A 15,846-nucleotide genomic window follows, 5' to 3' on the forward strand; every position below is an offset into this window, starting at 1 on the left:
TAGCGGGTATCCCGGCGTGACCGGGGGAGTGCTCGAGGGATACGACTCGAGGAGGAGTCGAGAATGGCGACAGCAGTCGTGGTGGGGATCATCGTCGTGTGGACGATCGTGGCATTCGCGACGGCCTTGTTCATCGGCGCGATGATCCGCCGCGCCGACCGCGAACGGCGCATCGTGGTGGAGCCGGACGGCTCGACCCTCGTCGGCGCCGGGCGCAACTCCGCACCGCGCGTCCACTGATCGGCATCCGCGAGCCTCTTTCGGATACAGCGAAGCCCCCTTCCAGTGGAAGGGGGCTCATCTGTCGGGGTGGCGGGATTCGAACCCACGACCTCCTCGTCCCGAACGAGGCGCGCTACCAAGCTGCGCCACACCCCGATGGCCCGAAGGCCTCACTAAGAATAGCCGATAAAAAGCATCGGGTTGACCAGCGGATGCGGCCGGACCGCGACTCAGCGCTCGTTCTCAGGCACCAGCGTCAGGAGGGTCGCCTCGGGCGGGCAGGCGAAACGCACCGGGGCGTAGATCGAGGTGCCGAGGCCTGCGGAGACGTTGAGGTAGGCGTTGCGCATGCCGTGCCACCAGAGGCTCAGCCCCTTGACCTGCCTGCGCGGGATGTCGCAATTGGTCACCAGTGCGCCGAATCCGGGCACGCAGACCTGGCCGCCGTGGGTATGGCCGGCCAGGATGAGCTGGGCTCCATGGTTCACGAAGGAGTTGAGCACCCGCTGGTACGGCGCGTGCGTGACGCCGACCGAGACCGTCGCGCGACTGGCCGGGGCGTCGCCGCGGTCGGGCCAGGTCTCGTCGCCGAGAGGGTCGTCGGCGCGCAGCTCATCGATGGCACGGGCGATGAGCTCGGGGCGGTCGAGCTTCTTGTGCGGATCGTCGACCCCGAAGAACTCGAAGTGGGTCCCGGCGATGTCGGCCGAGCCCGCTGCGTTGTTGAGATCCACCCAGCCCAGGCTGTCGAAGAACTCGAGGAGGGCCGCCGTGTCGAGCTTCTCGGCACGGCCGGTGTGCTTCGACGGGCCGGAGAAGTAGCGCAGCGGATTCTTGACGACCGGGCCGTAGTAGTCGTTGGAACCGTTGACGAAGACGCCGGGAATCCCGGCGAACCGTTCGAAGGCGTGCCGGATCCCGTCTATGCCATCTCGATGACCGAGGTTGTCGCCGGTGTCGACGATCAGGTCGGGCTGCAGGTCGGCGAGGGAGCGCACCCACTCCTGCTTGTCACGCTGCCACGGTGCCATGTGGAGATCGGACAGGTGCAGCACCCGGATCGGCTTCGACCCGACGGGCAGTACCGGAACCCGCACCTCGCGCAGGGTCCACATGGTGCGCTCGACGAGCGTGCCCCAGGCCAGTGCGGCGAGAGCCGCCGCTGCCGTCAGAGTGACGGCAGCGGCGGCTCCCGAGCGAGCGGAGGATGATGCCACCGCTAGCCCTTGCCCGGCTTGTCGGACTTGAGCTTCCCGATGGTGATGGTGACCTGCGATCCGGGCTTGACACCCGCCCCGGCACCGGGATCGCTGGACTGCACCAGGCCGACCTGCTTCGGGTCCGTCACGGCGACGTCGGCGGTCTTGACCGAGAACGAGCCCTTGAGCTGGCCCTTCGCGTCGGCCTCGGAGAGCCCGACGACGTTCGGCATCAGCACCATCGATCCGTTCGAGGTGTATGCGGTCACGAGCGAGCCGCGCGGGGCGCTGCCCGTCGGGTTCGTCCCGGTCACCTGGCCGGCCGGCAGCTCGGAATCCTGCACACCGCCATCGGCGAAGCCGAATCCGGCACTCTCGATGAGTTGCTCCGCCTCGGAGATCGACTTGCCGCGCACGTCGGGAACCGTGGCGACGACGGTCTTCAGCGACGACGGATCGGCATCCGGGAACGCATCTCCGCCGTACTTCGCGTTGGCGACAGACATGATGCGCGGCCAGATCTGGTGGCGGATGACTGCGGCCTGCGTGCCGTTGAAGTAGGTCTGGCGCAGGTTGACGTGGCCGCTGGCGTTGTAGACGCCGACGGTCGTGGCGACCTTGGTGCTCGCGCCGCTCATCCAGGTGGCTTCGGCGTCATCCGTGGTACCGGTCTTGCCGATCATCGGAACCTGGGGGTAGGTGCGCGAGTTCGACGACGAACCCGTTCCGCCCGTCATCACGCGCTGCATGGCGTACGCCATGGCCGCGGTGACCTTGGGGTCGACGGACTGGGCGCAGTCGGCCGACGGCGGGGTGAGGGCGGTGCCGTCCTGCAGTACGACCTTGTCGATCACGATCGGCTTGCAGACGGTGCCGCTGGCGGCGACGCCCGCGAAGGCCTCGGCCATGGTGACCGGTGCGATCTCGTTCGTACCGAGGATGGAGGCGGGTCCCTGCTGCAGTTCATCGCCGTCGGCGCGGTGGACACCGAACGACTCGGCGGTCTGGCGGATGCCGCAGAGGTCGAGCTGCTTCGCCATCGCGACGAAGCCGGTGTTCTCGGAGTTCTGGGTGTTGTAGAGCGCGGTCCAGGTGCCGCCGTTTCCACCCTCGTCATTCACGGGGCTCCATCCGGGCACCGAGATCGGTCCGTTGCAGGAGTCGTTGAACGTGCCCCAGTCGGAGCGACGGTAGGCGTTCACGTACTCGTTGAGGGAGTGACCCTCCTTGATCCACTCGCCGAGGGTGAAGATCTTGTAGGTCGAGCCGGGCTGGAAGCCGCTCGATCCGCCGTAGTCGAAGTCGGTGTTGAAGTTCACCGCGCTGGACTGCGGGTCGGCCGCGAGTACCTCGGGGTCGTTCGAGTAGGCCTTGTTCTGTGCCATGGCGAGTACGCGACCGGTGCCCGGCTGCACCGATACGGCGCTGGCGCCGATGTCCATGCTGGGGTCGGAGCGGGGCACGGTCTCGTTGATCGCCTGCTCGGCCGCAGCCTGGAGGTCGAGGTCGAGCGTCGTGTAGATGTCGAGGCCGCCCTGCTTCAGGAGCTTCAGGCGGGCCTCTTCGGTCTCACCGAACGCGGAGTTGTTCGCGATGGTCCAGTAGACGTAGTCGCAGAAGAATCCGGCGCCACCTGCAGTGGCGCACCCGGTGCTCGGCTCCTTGATCGAGGGCGCGATGGGCTCCTTGATCGCGGCGTCGTGCTCCTCCTGCGTGATCTTCTTGTACTGCAGCATCGAGTCGAGGATGTAGTCGCGACGTTCCTTCGTGGCGGCGTAGGGCACGACCTCGCCGTCGACGACGGTGTTCGCCCCGTTGGACTCGGAGTCCGGCTTGTCGAGGCGGAACTTCTCCGGGTTGTTGACGATGGCGAGCAGGGCTGCGGCCTGCGTGAGCGTCAGGTCCTTCGCGCTGGTGCCACCGAAGTAGTACTGCGCTGCGGACTGGATGCCGTAGACGCGTCCGCCGAAACCGGCGATGTTCAGGTAGCCCTTGAGGATGTCGTCCTTGGAGTACTTCTTCTCGACGCCGATGGCGAGTCGCATCTCCTTGAGCTTGCGGTCTGGGGTGGGGTCGGTCGCCTCGGCGTAGGCGGCCTGCATCTCCTCCTCCGTCTTCGCGGCGGCTTCAGCCTTCTGCACGAGGACGTTCTTCACGTACTGCTGCGTGATGCTCGATCCTCCCTGCGTCGCTCCTCCGAGCACGTAGGTGGAGATCATCGCGCGGGCGGTGCCCTGTACGTCGATACCGCCGTGTTCGTAGTAGCGCGGATCCTCGCCGGCGACCGCAGCGTCCTTCGCATACTGCGAGATGTCGTCCCAGCTGACCTCCTCGCGGTCCTGATCGAAGAACGACGCGAGAAGGTAGGGGTTGCCGTCGTTCTGGACAGCGAACACGTTCGTCTTCTGGGCGAGTTCGTCGATCTCGAGGTAGCTCGGCAGGTTCTCGAACATGTTGATGCCGCTGGTGGCGGCCATGCCGCTGACGGCGATGGCTGGGGTCACTGCGGCTGTCACGAGGACGCCGGCCGCGACGCTCATGCCGACGAAGGCCAGGAAGCCTCCGAGCACGCCGCTGGTCGTTCGTTTTTGGGCAGACATATAGTTGAGCTTAAGGGAGCAAGCTGGCAAAGTGCTCAGCCGGCGCTGAGCGCCGCCCTCGAGATCGAGCGGCTCCAGCGGCCGGTCTCCACCCCCACTCTCCCGCCTCGTCGAAGGAGCATCATGCCCACCTGGGAATACGTCACCACTCCGCTCATGATCCACAGCACCGCTGCGATCCTCAACAACTGGGGATCAGAGGGGTGGGAGCTCGTGCAGGTCGTCAGCGGACCCGAGGGTGGCCTCGTCGCCTACCTCAAGCGTCCTGTCGGCGGGGAGGCCTCCGGTGCTGCTGCCGCCGGTGCGTCGGCTTCGGCATCCGCCGCCTCGGCATTCGAGGGCGGCAACTGATGTCGCAGGTCGCAGACCGCCTCGCCGAGCTCGGGATCACCCTGCCGGCCGTCGCGGCGCCCGTCGCCGCCTACGTCCCCGCCATGATCAGTGGCAACCTGGTCTTCACGTCAGGTCAGCTGCCCTTCACCGAGGGAGTCCTCCCGGCCACCGGAAAGGTGGGCGATGGAGACGGCCTCGTGTCGGCGACGGATGCGAAGGCCTATGCAGCCACGTGCATCCTGAACGCGCTCGCGGCCGCCGAGTCCGTCATCGGCTCCCTCGACCGCGTCACCCAGGTCGTGAAGGTCACGGGCTTCGTCGCCTCGGACCCGTCGTTCACCGGCCAGCCCGGAGTCATCAACGGGGCGTCGGAGCTGCTCGGCGAGATCTTCGGCGCAGCCGGAAATCACTCGCGTTCAGCCGTCGGAGTCGCCGTGCTCCCGCTCGACGCCCCCGTCGAGGTGGAGCTCGTCCTGTCCTTCGCGTAGCCGCGGGCACGCGATTCGGCCCACCCACTCCGTCTGGAGGGGGTGGGCCGAACTGCGTCGTGCGTGAGGTCAGCGCACCTGGTCTGTGATCGACTGCATCACGGCGGTGTCGGCCAGTGTCGTGGTGTCGCCGATCTCGCGTCCCTCGGCGAGGTCGCGGAGCAGGCGCCGCATGATCTTGCCCGAGCGGGTCTTCGGCAGCTCATTCACGATGAACACCTGGCGGGGGCGCGCGATCGCACCGATCTGCCGGGCGACGTGGGCGCGCAGCTGCTCGCTCGCCTCCTCGTTCGTCATCGAGACGGTCTGGCGCTCCTTGAGGATCACGAACGCGACGACGGCCTGACCGGTGGTCTCGTCGGCGGCACCCACGACGGCGGCCTCGGCCGTCATGTCGTGGGCCACCAGCGACGACTCGATCTCGGCCGTCGAGAGGCGGTGGCCGGACACGTTCATCACGTCGTCGACTCGGCCGAGAAGCCAGATGTCGCCGTCCTCGTCACGGCGGGCCCCGTCGCCGGCGAAGTACTTGTCTCCGAACTTCTCCCAGTACGTCTCCTTGAAACGCTCGGGGTCGCCCCAGATGCCGCGGAGCATCGCGGGCCACGGTTCGGTGATCACGAGCAGGCCGCCATCCGTTCCCGAGACCGACTCGCCCTCATCCGTCACGATGTCGAGAGAGATGCCGGGAATCGGGATCTGCGCCGATCCGGGCTTGAGGTCGGTGATGCCGGGGAGCGCCGAGATCATGATGCCGCCGGTCTCGGTCTGCCACCACGTGTCGACGACGGGGATGGAGCCTCCGCCGATCACGTGCCGGTACCAGATCCACGCCTCGGGGTTGATGGGCTCGCCCACAGAACCGAGCACCCGCAGCGAGCGCAGGTTGTACTTCTGTGGAATCTGTCGTCCCACCTTCATGAACGATCGGATCGCCGTCGGCGCCGTGTAGAGGATCGACACCTTGTACTTCTCGATGATCTCCCACCAGCGCCCGGGGTGAGGGGTGTCGGGGGTGCCCTCGTAGAGCACCTGGGTCGCACCGTTGGCGAGAGGGCCGTAGACGACGTAGGAGTGCCCGGTGATCCAGCCGACATCGGCCGTGCACCAGTAGACGTCGGACTCGGGGTGCAGGTCGAAGACGTTGCGGTGGGTGAAGGCAGCCTGCGTCAGGTAGCCGCCCGAGGTGTGCAGGATGCCCTTCGGCTTGCCCGTCGTGCCCGAGGTGTAGAGGATGAACAGCGGCTGCTCGGCCGGGAAGGCCTTCGCCTCGTGGTCGGCGTCGACCTGCGCGATCTCGTCGCCCCACCACAGGTCGCGGCCGTCCTCCCAGGCGACGTCGTTGCCCGTGCGCTTGACGACGAGCACGTGCGCGACGCTCGGGGCGCCCTTGCCCAGAGCTGCGTCGACGGTGTCCTTCAATCCGAACGCGCGGCCCTTTCGATAGCCGCCGTCTGCGGTGATGACGAGCTTCGCCTCGGCATCGAGGATGCGCGAGTGCAGGCTGTCGGGGCTGAACCCGCCGAAGACGACCGAGTGGACGGCGCCGATACGCGCGATCGCGAGCATGGCGACGACCGCCTCGGGGATCATCGGCAAGTAGATGGCGACACGGTCGCCAGCCTCGATACCGAGGCTCGTGAGCAGGTTCGCCGCCCGCTTCACCTCGGCGGTGAGCTCGGCGTAGCTGATGTCGCGGCTGTCGCCCGGCTCACCCTCCCAGTGGATGGCGATGCGGTCGCCATGGCCGGCCAGCACGTGACGATCCAGGCAGTTGTACGCGACGTTCAGTTCGCCGTCCTCGAACCAGGTCGCGAACGGCGGGTTCGTCCAGTCCAGCGTCTTCGTGAACGGCTTGTGCCAGTGCAGCTCTCTGGCGCGGTCGGCCCAGAATCCGAGTCGATCATCTGCGGCATCCGTGTAGAGGCTCTCCTGCGCCACCGACTGGGCGGCGAACTCGGGACTCGGCCGGAATCGGCGGATCTCTTCGAGGTTGTGATCGATCTGCGCATTCATTGCTTCTCTGTCGCTCCTTCGCGAGTGGCCTGCGTGATCCCGCCGGTGCTGCACCGGCTGCGGATTCGCAACGATACCGCGTTCGACGGATGCCCAGCCGCGTGCGCGTCGAACGGATGGACGGCACCGCAAGGGCCTGCTCGGATGAGCACGAGATGAGCTCCCGATGAGAGTTTTTGCTCATGTCCACAGAAATGAGGACACGCGGGCTTTGCGCAATGGATTCTGTGCCGTAGACTTTCCATGCGCCTGAAAGCTTTTTCGGGTTCGTGATGCGGAGCGATTCCCCCCAATCCCCGTATCACTGAGGCGGCACCTGTTCCCCCCAATAGGTGCCGCCCCTTCTTTTTAACTCGCGGAGACGGCCGGTCTCCTCCCCGCCCGCACATGTACCCCGATGAGTCCACCGTCGCGATCTGTACCCCGATCGGCGGCGATCGGTAGCCTAGATTCGCTCGGATGGATGAGCCGTTCGTCGCAGTGCCGGTGCTGCAGGCGGCGCGCACAGACCCGGAAGCAGGGGGCGACGGCGCCGACGACGGCGAGCAGGGGCACGGACGCCACCGGTTCGTCGAGGGCGAGCACGGTCCCCCACTCGTGCCCGTCGACCGAGGGGCCCTCGGGCCGCTCGCCCCGTTCGCGACCGACGAGGTGAGCGACCTCCTCGTGAACGGCGCAGCGGGCCTCTGGGTCGACGCCGGTCGGGGCCTGAGACGCGACTCGGAGTGGGAACTGGGTGAACGCGAGGTGCGCGATCTGGCCGTTCGCCTCGTCGCGAGCGGCGGACGACACGTCGACGAGGCTCATCCCTGCGTCGATGTGAGGCTCGGAGGGGGTATCAGGGTGCACGTGGCGCTCCCACCCATCTCGACGACGGGCACTCTGATCTCGGTGCGCATCCCGCGTGGCGATCACGCCGATCTCGCCTCCCTGCGCCGTGCGGGCATGATCGACGCTGCCCAGGAACGCGAACTGGTCGCCGTGGTGCGGCGGCGCGAGAACGTGCTCATCACAGGAGCTGCCGGAGTCGGCAAGACCACACTGCTGGCGGCGCTGCTGTCGTCGGCGCCCTCCCACGAGCGCATCGTGGTCGTCGAGGACGTCGCCGAACTGCGGGTACGGCATCAGCACGTCGTCGGTCTCGAGGCACGCCAGGCCAACGTCGAGGGTGCCGGACACGTCGGCCTCGACTCGCTGGTCCGCGAAGCCCTGCGGATGCGGCCGGACAGGTTGATCCTCGGCGAGTGCCGCGGAGCCGAGCTCCGTGAGCTGCTGACCGCCCTCAACACCGGCCACGACGGTGGAGCGGGAACGCTGCACGCCAACTCCCTCGCCGACGTTCCCGCCCGCATCGAGGCTCTCGGTGCGCTCGCCGGCATGGACGATCGCGCCGTCGCTCGGCAGACTGTGAGTGCGATCGGCCTCGTGCTGCATCTCGAGCGTTCCGACGGTGTACGGCGCCTGGCCCAGGTCGGTCGCTTCGCCACCGCCGGCGATGGCCGCCTCGCGATAGTCGCAGTCGGATGAGCGCGCCGCGACCCGCGGTCGAGGCTGTGGCCACCACGGCCCAGCGGCTGGCCGTGCTGCTCGCGGCGGGGGTGCCGCCGAATGCATCCTGGCGCTACCTGGCCACGGCGGGGCGCTCGGGCGTCGCCGGCCGCGTGGTCGACGCTGCCGCTCGCGCGGGCGAAGACGGCGCGGACATCGCGCAGGCCGTCGCCGAGGCCGGGGGAGCTGCGGCCTCCACCGAGGCGGCACGGGCCTGGCGGGCCCTGGCCGCGGTGTGGTCGCTGGCGATCGAGACCGGGTCACCGCTGGCGGGCGGACTGCGCGAGATGTCGGAGTCGTTCCGCGCCACAGGACGGCTCCAGCGCGAGGCGCGGATCGCACTCGCCGGGCCCCGCGCCACGTCGCGACTCGTGGCGCTTCTTCCCGTGGTGGCGGTGGCCTTCGGGGCCGTCCTCGGCCTCGACACCCTCGGAGTTCTGTTCACGACGGTTCCGGGGTGGGTCTGCCTGGCTGCCGGTGGTCTCCTGATGCTCGGCGGATCGCGCTGGAGCGCCCGACTCGTGCGCCGCGCCGGAGTCGGCGATCCGTTCCCGGGGCTGGTGATCGACCTGATCGCCATAGCGCTCGCCGGAGGAGCTTCGCTCGACAGGGCACGCAACGCCGCTGCCGCCGTCGTGGTGAGGCTGGAGGTCGTGGATGCGGTCACGGCGGCCGAGCAGGCGGGCCGTGCCGATTCCGTCATCGCGCTCGCCCGTGCCGCGGGGGTGCCGGCGGCGGAGCTCCTGCGGGCCGAGGCCTCCGACCTCAGGCTCGCAGCCCAGACGGACGGTCAGGAACGCGCGGCTCGGCTGGGCGTCAGCCTGATGATCCCGCTCGCGCTGTGCGTGCTTCCCGCTTTCATGCTGCTCGGCGTGGCCCCGATGATCCTCTCGGTGGTCTCCTCCACATTCGACGTCCTCGGCTGACGAGAGCCCGATCCCGGAAGCGACCACTCGCGCCACGATGCCGGGCCTCATGCTGGACCTGCCCGTGCCGCGATCGCGTCCACTCGACGCCAGAAGGAGATCACCATGAGCACTCTTCGACGATTCCTGCGCTCGCGCGCGGCCGCGCTCCGTGGCGAACGTGGTTCGGCCACCGCAGAATACGCTGTGGCCACGATGGCCGCCGTCGGCTTCGCGGGCCTCCTCGTCGTCATCCTGCGAGGCAACGAGGTGCGTGGGATCCTCACCGACCTCGTCCGCGATGCGCTCACGCTCTGAGCGGGCGCAGATCAGGGCGACTCGTCCGGCGGGCGGCGGGGAGCGAGGGAGCGTTACCGCCGAGTTCGCCGTCGCCCTTCCCGCGGTCGCCCTCGTGCTGGCGGTCTGCCTCTGCGGCGTGCAGGCCGTCTCGATCCAGGTCCGGTTGACGGATGCCGCGGCCGATGCCGCTCGCACGCTCGCCCGCGGTGACGGGGTCGATATGGCGTCAGCGCGCCTGTCGAGCGCGGTCTCCGGGGCGAGCCTCTCGGTCGACGAGGAGGGCGACCTGATCTGCGTCACCGCGAGCGCCCGAGCCGGCGCCCACACGGTGCTGGCGGCTCTCACGGTCTCTGCTCGATCGTGTGCTCTCGGCGGTGGCCTGTGACGACGGCGCCGAGAACGGGAGAACGGACCCTCGGCGATGACAGGGGTTCAGGTACCGTCCTGGCCGTCGCGCTGATCGGCGCCGTCGTCGCGCTCGCCCTGGTGGCGGCGTCGGTGCTCGGCGCCCTCGTGGTGCGTCAGCGGGTCTCAGCGGCGGCAGATGCTGCTGCCATCGCCGGGGCGGATGTTGCGATGGGCGCAGTCGCCGGCGTGGTCTGCGATGCGGCGGCGCAGGCGGCCGAGGCCAACGCCGCTGGTGTCGACGACTGCTCCGTCGATGGCGAGACCGTCACGGTCGAGGTGTCGGCGATGTGGGTGGGCATCCCCGTGCGGGCTCGGTCGAGGGCGGGGCCGGCGCCGGGATGAGCCGCGGCGAGGAGGGAACTCAGGCGAAGACGGCCTCGAGGTAGCGGTACTCGACGGCGGTGGGGCGCTGCGTCCCGTCACCGTCGAACTCCAGGCCGCTGCCGCGCACGTAGAGATAGTGCTTGCCGGCACCGGGGATCTCGAGACGGGGGCGAGGGTCGCCGCCCTCGAGGAATTCGGTCGTGATCGTACGACCCTCGAGAGGACCGTCGGTGAGTTTCGCGGTGTACGTCGTTGTATCCATGCCACTCATTTTCCTCCGCCTTCGACGAGTTTCAAGCTCCAGAAGGGGTGATGTCGATGAATGCTCAGTTTCGGGCGCGTCGAGCGATCACTCGTTCGAAGTGTGTATGGTGTGCCGTTGAGGGTGCCGCTCTCACACGAGTGATCGAGCAGCGCCGTATTCACCTCTATATAAAGGAGTCTGGTGCCAGGCAAGAAGCTGGTCATCGTCGAGTCGCCCACGAAGATGAAGTCGATCGCCGCCTATCTGGGCGACGGATACGAAGTCCTCTCGAGCGTCGGTCACATCCGTGACCTCATCGAACCCAAGTACCTTCCCGCCGAGCTGAAGAAGGGCTCCCTCGGCAAGTTCTCCGTCGACGTCGACAACGGATTCGAGCCCTACTACGTCGTCTCCACGGCGAAGAAGAAGACCGTCGCCGAGCTCAAGCGCGCTCTCAAGGACGCCGACGAACTCCTCCTCGCCACTGATGAGGACCGCGAGGGTGAGGCCATCGCGTGGCACCTCCTGCAGGAACTCAAGCCCAAGGTCCCCGTCAAGCGCATGGTCTTCCACGAGATCACCAAGGACGCCATCCTCGAGGCCACCAAGAAGACCCGCGATCTCGACACAGCCCTCGTCGACGCCCAGGAGACCCGCCGCATCCTCGATCGCCTCTACGGCTACGAGGTGTCGCCGGTGCTGTGGCGCAAGGTCGGTCCCGGTCTCTCGGCAGGTCGAGTTCAGTCAGCGGCTACCAGGCTCGTGGTCGACCGCGAGCGGGAGCGCCTCGCCTTCACGGCGGCGTCCTACTGGGACCTCGCCGCTCGTCTGAGCCCGACCCTGGGAACGGATGCCGCCGCCGACGCGTTCAGCGCCCGCCTCGTCCGGGTCGGCGGGGAGCGCATCGCCTCCGGCCGCGACTTCGACGACACGGGCTCGCTCACCTCGAAGGCGACCGTGCTGTCCGAGGATTCGGCTCGTGCCCTGGCCGCCGCCCTCGAGGCCGGCGTCGACGTCACCGTCACCAAGGTGGAGTCTCGTCCGTACTCCCGCAAGCCGGCGGCTCCGTTCACGACGTCGACCCTGCAGCAGGAGGCGGCGCGGAAGCTCCGCTTCTCCGCCCGCCAGACCATGAGCGTCGCCCAGTCGCTCTACGAGAACGGCTACATCACCTATATGCGAACCGACTCCGTGTCGCTCTCGCAGCAGGCGATCACGGCGGCCCGTCGTCAGGCCACCGACCTCTACGGCGCAGACAGCATCCCCGAGAAGCCGCGCGTCTACACCGGCAAGTCCAAGAACGCGCAGGAGGCCCACGAGGCCATCCGCCCGTCCGGCGAGAACTTCCGCACCCCGTCGTCGCTGGCCTCGAGCCTGCACGGCAACGACTTCAAGCTCTACGACCTCATCTGGAAGCGCACCGTCGCCTCGCAGATGGCGGATGCGAAGGGTGTCACGGCATCCGTCACCATCGCAGCCGGACCGACGGGTGAGGCAGCTCACCCGCAGGCCACGAAGACCATCGCCGAATTCTCGGCCAGTGGCACCGTGATCACCTTCCGCGGCTTCCTGAACGCCTACGAGGAGAGCCGCGACGAGGAGCGCAACGCCTCGGCCGAGCCCGCTGAGTCGAAGCTTCCCCCGCTCACCGAGGGGCAGAAGCTCGCCTTCGTCGAGATCGAGGCCAGTGGCCACGAGACCACGCCGCCGCCGCGCTACACCGAGGCGAGCCTCGTGAAGGAGCTGGAGGCCAAGGGTATCGGGCGTCCGTCGACCTTCGCGTCGATCATCGACACCATCTCCAATCGCGGCTACGTCGAGCACCGCGGGCAGTCCCTGGTGCCCAGCTGGATCGCCTTCTCGGTGGTGCGCCTGCTCGAGGAGCATTTCGCCGAACTCGTGGAGTACGACTTCACGGCGGAGATGGAGAACGACCTCGACGAGATCGCCAACGGCGACGCCGATCGCGTGGGGTGGCTCACCCAGTTCTACTTCGGCGACGAGCGCCAGCGCGGGCTGCGCCAGGTCATCGACAACCTCGGCGACATCGATGCCAAGGAGATCAACTCCATCCGCATCGCCGATGGCATCACGCTGCGCATCGGCAAGTTCGGGCCCTACCTCGAGGTTCCCGATCCGGATGCCGGCCCAGACGCCACTCCGCGACGCATCAACATCCCGCCGCAGCTGGCGCCCGACGAGCTGACGCCCGAGAAGGCTCGCGAGCTCATCGACGCGCCCATCGTCACCGACCGCGTCATCGGCATCAACCCCGACAACGGCAAGCAGATCATCGCGAAGGACGGCCGGTTCGGCCCCTACGTGACCGAGCTCGACCCGCCGGCACCCGAGGCTCCGGCTCCCGAGCCCGCGGTCGACGCCGCGACGGGCGAGGTCGTCGAGCCGCCCAAGAAGCGTGCTGCCAAGAAGCCCGTGGTCGAGAAGCCGCGCACGGCATCCATCTTCAAGACGATGGACCTCGCGACCGTCGACCTCGACACCGCGCTCAAGCTGCTCTCGCTTCCACGCGTGGTCGGGCTCGACCCGGAGGCCGGCGTTGAGATCACCGCGCAGAACGGCAAGTTCGGCCCTTACCTCAAGAAGGGGACGGATTCTCGCTCGCTGACGAGCGAGGACCAGATCTTCGAGGTCGACCTTCCCGCGGCGCTGGAGCTGTTCGCCCAGCCGAAGTACGGAGCCCGTCGAGCGCCGAGCGCCCTCAAGGAGTTCGAGGCCGACCCCGTCAGCGGCAAGCCGATCAAGCTCAAGGACGGCCGGTTCGGACCGTACGTGACAGACGGCGAGACGAACGCGACCATCCCCAAGAGCGAGTCGGTCGACGACATCGAGTTCGCCCGCGCTGTCGAGCTGCTCGCCGAGAAGCGCGCAAAGGGGCCGGCGAAGCCGCGCACCACCGCACGTTCGACCGCCAAGAAGCCCGCAGCGCGCAAGGCCGCGCCGAAGAAGAAGTGAGCGCGGAGAGCGCCGCCGTCGCCCCGCCGAGCGCGGGGCGCGGCCTCTTCATCACCCTCGAGGGCGGCGACGGATCGGGCAAGTCGACACAGGCGCGACTGCTCGAGGAGTGGCTGGTCGAACACGGGCGCTCCGTCGTGCGCACGCGGGAGCCCGGCGGCACCGAGGTCGGCGTCGAGATCCGCGAGATCGTGCTGCACCACCGCGGTGACATCGCGCCCAGGGCCGAGGCACTGCTCTATGCGGCGGATCGCGCCCACCACATCGCGACGAAGGTGCGCCCGGCACTCGAGCGTGGAGACGTCGTCATCCAGGACCGCTATCTCGACTCGTCTGTCGCCTATCAGGGTGCCGGCCGGGTGCTCGGGGGAACCGAGGTGCGCGACCTCTCGCTGTGGGCTGCACAGGGGCTGTTGCCCGACCTGACCATCCTGCTCGACCTGGACGAGACCGTCGCTCGCGGCCGGCTCGATGCGGCGCAGAAGCGCTTCGACAGGCTGGAGGCCGAGGCGGGGGAGTTCCACGCACGCGTGCGCCATGCCTTCCTCGAGCTCGCTGCGGCGGAGCCCGAGCGATTCCTCGTCGTCGATGCCACGGCATCTGTCGAACAGATCGCAGAACAGATCAGGAAGCGCGTGGCAGCCCTCGCCTGATCGACGAGCGGTCTGGATCCCGGCGCCACGGCGGGTATAGGCTCTGGCCATGGCTGGCAGGGTCGGCCGTGTTCCGGTCGCTCGCTTCTCTCGTCGCCGCACGAAACGTGTCGCGTTGACGATGGCCGTGACCGTCGTCGCCCTGACGGCCTGCTTCGGGACGCCGACCACCACTCCCACGACGCGAGCGATGGAGGCAGTGCCCACCGGGTTGGAGCGCTTCTACACTCAGGTGCCCGAGTGGACGGACTGCGAGGCCGGAGCTGACTGCGCCACGGCGAGCGTGCCACTCGACTACTCCGATCCGAGCGGCGAGGCCATCAGCATTGCGCTGATCCGTCATCATGCGACAGGCAAGAGGATCGGAACACTGTTCGTCAATCCGGGAGGGCCTGGAGGGTCGGGCGTGGACGTCGTTCGGGACTCTCTCCGATATGTGGCATCGAATACGGTCGTCGCCGCCTTCGACATCGTGGGGTTCGATCCCCGGGGAATCGGCGCCTCGACAGCAGTCGGCTGCGTCGTCGACGCCGATCTCGACGACTAACTGTACGGCGTCGAGACCGACACCCGTGGGAGCGGCCCCTGGCTGGCCGACCTTCACGGCCAGGCGACCCGGTTCTCGACCGGATGCGCCGAGAACACCGGCGAACTTCTTCGATTCGTCGACACCGAGAGCGCCGCACGGGATCTCGACATCTTGCGGGCAGCTCTCGGCGAGTCGACGCTCGACTATCTCGGGTTCTCGTACGGGACGCTTCTCGGCGCCACGTATGCGGACCTGTTTCCGCACGCGGTCGGAAGAATGGTGCTCGATGGTGCCGTCGACCCGACAATCACCCTGTCGGACATCTTCCTCAGCCAGGCCGAGGGCTACGAGGGTGCGTTGCGGGCTGCAATCGCGTTCTGCCTCGATAATCCGGGCTGTCCCTTCGACGGAACGGCTGAGGATGCCGCTGCTCAGATCCGCTTGATCCTCGACACGGTCGAAGACGCGCCCTTGGAGGCGCAGGACGGGCGTCTGCTCGACGGCGACAACCTGACCGCGGCGATGAAGGTGGCGCTCTATCGGAAAGCGGACTGGCCCTACCTGTTCGACCTGCTCGAGTCGGTCAGCCGGGGATTCCCGGCCCTCGCGTTCCGCGCGATCGACTCATCGAATTCGAGGTCGCCGAAAGGCGAGTACACGAACTCCGTCGAGGCCGGCGTCGCGATCCAGTGCCTTGACTTCGGGTTCGAGGGCGATTCGGCGGCGATGGCCGCCAACGCCGCCGCGATCGAAGCAGCGGCTCCGGTCCTCGGGACCTTCATGACCTACCGTGAGTTCGATTGCGTCGACTGGCCGCATCCGCCGGCGCGGGAGCCCGCTGCGCTGCACGCGGCCGGCAGTGCGCCGATCATGGTCATCGGAACGACCAACGATCCGGCGACGCCCTATGCTTTCGCCCAGTCCCTCGCCGGACAGCTGAGCGAGGGACGACTCGTCACCTTCGAGGGTGAGGGGCATACGGCGTACCCGGGGACCGACTGCATCGTGTCCACCGTGGACGGCTTCCTGGTGGACGGAACCATGCCCGCGGTCGACCCGCGCTGCTGACAGTCGTGGACTGACGGGACCGGTCCCCTCGGGTGG

At 68.0% G+C, this 15,846-nt stretch carries 16 protein-coding genes and 1 tRNA gene; 12 read left to right on the forward strand and 5 right to left on the reverse strand.

Features of this window, described 5'->3' with window-relative positions; all coding sequences use genetic code 11:
• Nucleotides 1–63: 63 nt before the first annotated feature.
• Nucleotides 64–240 carry a hypothetical protein gene (locus AADV74_RS13885; protein WP_342115031.1) on the forward strand — a complete coding sequence of 59 codons (177 nt, stop codon included), beginning with the start codon at nt 64–66 and terminating at the stop codon, nt 238–240.
• 64 nt (nt 241–304) lie between these two features.
• Here AADV74_RS13885 and AADV74_RS13890 read toward each other — a convergent pair.
• The 3 genes from AADV74_RS13890 to AADV74_RS13900 form a co-directional block, all read right to left on the reverse strand.
• Nucleotides 305–378, reverse strand: a tRNA-Pro gene (locus tag AADV74_RS13890).
• 74 nt (nt 379–452) lie between these two features.
• Nucleotides 453–1,439, reverse strand: a complete 987-nt coding sequence (locus tag AADV74_RS13895; protein ID WP_342115033.1) for a metallophosphoesterase — start codon at nt 1,437–1,439, stop codon at nt 453–455.
• Nucleotides 1,440–1,441: 2 nt separating this feature from the next.
• Nucleotides 1,442–4,021 (reverse strand): transglycosylase domain-containing protein, encoded by a 2,580-nt coding sequence (locus tag AADV74_RS13900; protein WP_342115035.1) that lies wholly within the window; start codon nt 4,019–4,021, stop codon nt 1,442–1,444.
• Between the two features lie 123 nt (nt 4,022–4,144).
• On the opposite strand from AADV74_RS13900, the gene sp36 reads away from it, so the two are divergent.
• A complete protein-coding gene (gene sp36 / locus AADV74_RS13905) occupies nt 4,145–4,372 on the forward strand; it encodes a Sp36 family protein (protein ID WP_342115037.1) in 228 nt (75 codons plus the stop codon).
• Nucleotides 4,372–4,842 carry a RidA family protein gene (locus AADV74_RS13910; RefSeq protein WP_342115039.1) on the forward strand — a complete coding sequence of 157 codons (471 nt, stop codon included), beginning with the start codon at nt 4,372–4,374 and terminating at the stop codon, nt 4,840–4,842. The genes sp36 and AADV74_RS13910 overlap by 1 nt, the downstream gene beginning before the upstream one ends.
• Before the next feature lie 69 nt (nt 4,843–4,911).
• On the opposite strand, the gene acs is transcribed toward AADV74_RS13910, so the two are convergent.
• Complete coding sequence (acs, locus tag AADV74_RS13915; protein ID WP_342115041.1) at nt 4,912–6,858, reverse strand: acetate--CoA ligase; 1,947 nt, start codon at nt 6,856–6,858, stop codon at nt 4,912–4,914.
• Nucleotides 6,859–7,317: 459 nt separating this feature from the next.
• Between acs and AADV74_RS13920 the strand changes: the two genes are divergently transcribed.
• The 5 genes from AADV74_RS13920 to AADV74_RS13940 all read left to right on the forward strand — a co-directional run bounded on the left by AADV74_RS13920 (nt 7,318) and on the right by AADV74_RS13940 (nt 10,361).
• Nucleotides 7,318–8,385: a TadA family conjugal transfer-associated ATPase gene (locus tag AADV74_RS13920; protein ID WP_342115042.1), complete on the forward strand. Its 1,068-nt coding sequence runs from the start codon at nt 7,318–7,320 to the stop codon at nt 8,383–8,385.
• Nucleotides 8,382–9,332, forward strand: coding sequence for a type II secretion system F family protein (locus AADV74_RS13925; RefSeq protein WP_342115045.1), 951 nt, complete (start codon nt 8,382–8,384; stop codon nt 9,330–9,332). Before AADV74_RS13920 ends, AADV74_RS13925 begins: the two co-directional genes overlap by 4 nt.
• Nucleotides 9,333–9,437: 105 nt before the next feature.
• Nucleotides 9,438–9,629, forward strand: a complete 192-nt coding sequence (locus AADV74_RS13930) for a DUF4244 domain-containing protein (RefSeq protein WP_342115047.1) — start codon at nt 9,438–9,440, stop codon at nt 9,627–9,629.
• Nucleotides 9,613–9,996 (forward strand): TadE family type IV pilus minor pilin, encoded by a 384-nt coding sequence (locus AADV74_RS13935; protein WP_342115048.1) that lies wholly within the window; start codon nt 9,613–9,615, stop codon nt 9,994–9,996. Before AADV74_RS13930 ends, AADV74_RS13935 begins: the two co-directional genes overlap by 17 nt.
• The gene (locus tag AADV74_RS13940; RefSeq protein WP_342115050.1) at nt 9,993–10,361 is read left to right on the forward strand and encodes an Rv3654c family TadE-like protein; all 369 of its coding nucleotides are present in this window, start codon (nt 9,993–9,995) and stop codon (nt 10,359–10,361) included. The genes AADV74_RS13935 and AADV74_RS13940 overlap by 4 nt, the downstream gene beginning before the upstream one ends.
• A 19-nt stretch (nt 10,362–10,380) precedes the next feature.
• On the opposite strand, the gene AADV74_RS13945 is transcribed toward AADV74_RS13940, so the two are convergent.
• The gene (locus AADV74_RS13945) at nt 10,381–10,605 is read right to left on the reverse strand and encodes a hypothetical protein (RefSeq protein WP_055825273.1); all 225 of its coding nucleotides are present in this window, start codon (nt 10,603–10,605) and stop codon (nt 10,381–10,383) included.
• Between the two features lie 183 nt (nt 10,606–10,788).
• Here AADV74_RS13945 and topA point away from each other — a divergent pair, with 183 nt between their 5' ends.
• From topA to AADV74_RS13965, 4 genes are read left to right on the forward strand one after another with little or no spacing between them, the layout of a single operon-like run.
• A complete protein-coding gene (gene topA, locus AADV74_RS13950; RefSeq protein WP_425287301.1) occupies nt 10,789–13,560 on the forward strand; it encodes a type I DNA topoisomerase in 2,772 nt (923 codons plus the stop codon).
• A complete protein-coding gene (gene tmk, locus AADV74_RS13955; protein ID WP_342115054.1) occupies nt 13,557–14,213 on the forward strand; it encodes a dTMP kinase in 657 nt (218 codons plus the stop codon). The genes topA and tmk overlap by 4 nt, the downstream gene beginning before the upstream one ends.
• Nucleotides 14,214–14,262: 49 nt before the next feature.
• The gene (locus AADV74_RS13960) at nt 14,263–14,760 is read left to right on the forward strand and encodes a hypothetical protein (RefSeq protein WP_342115057.1); all 498 of its coding nucleotides are present in this window, start codon (nt 14,263–14,265) and stop codon (nt 14,758–14,760) included.
• 42 nt (nt 14,761–14,802) lie between these two features.
• Nucleotides 14,803–15,810, forward strand: coding sequence for an alpha/beta hydrolase (locus AADV74_RS13965; RefSeq protein ID WP_342115206.1), 1,008 nt, complete (start codon nt 14,803–14,805; stop codon nt 15,808–15,810).
• The last annotated feature ends 36 nt before the right edge of the window (nt 15,811–15,846 follow it).

The organism is Leifsonia stereocauli, from assembly GCF_038432415.1.
Classification (GTDB): domain Bacteria; phylum Actinomycetota; class Actinomycetes; order Actinomycetales; family Microbacteriaceae; genus Orlajensenia; species Orlajensenia stereocauli.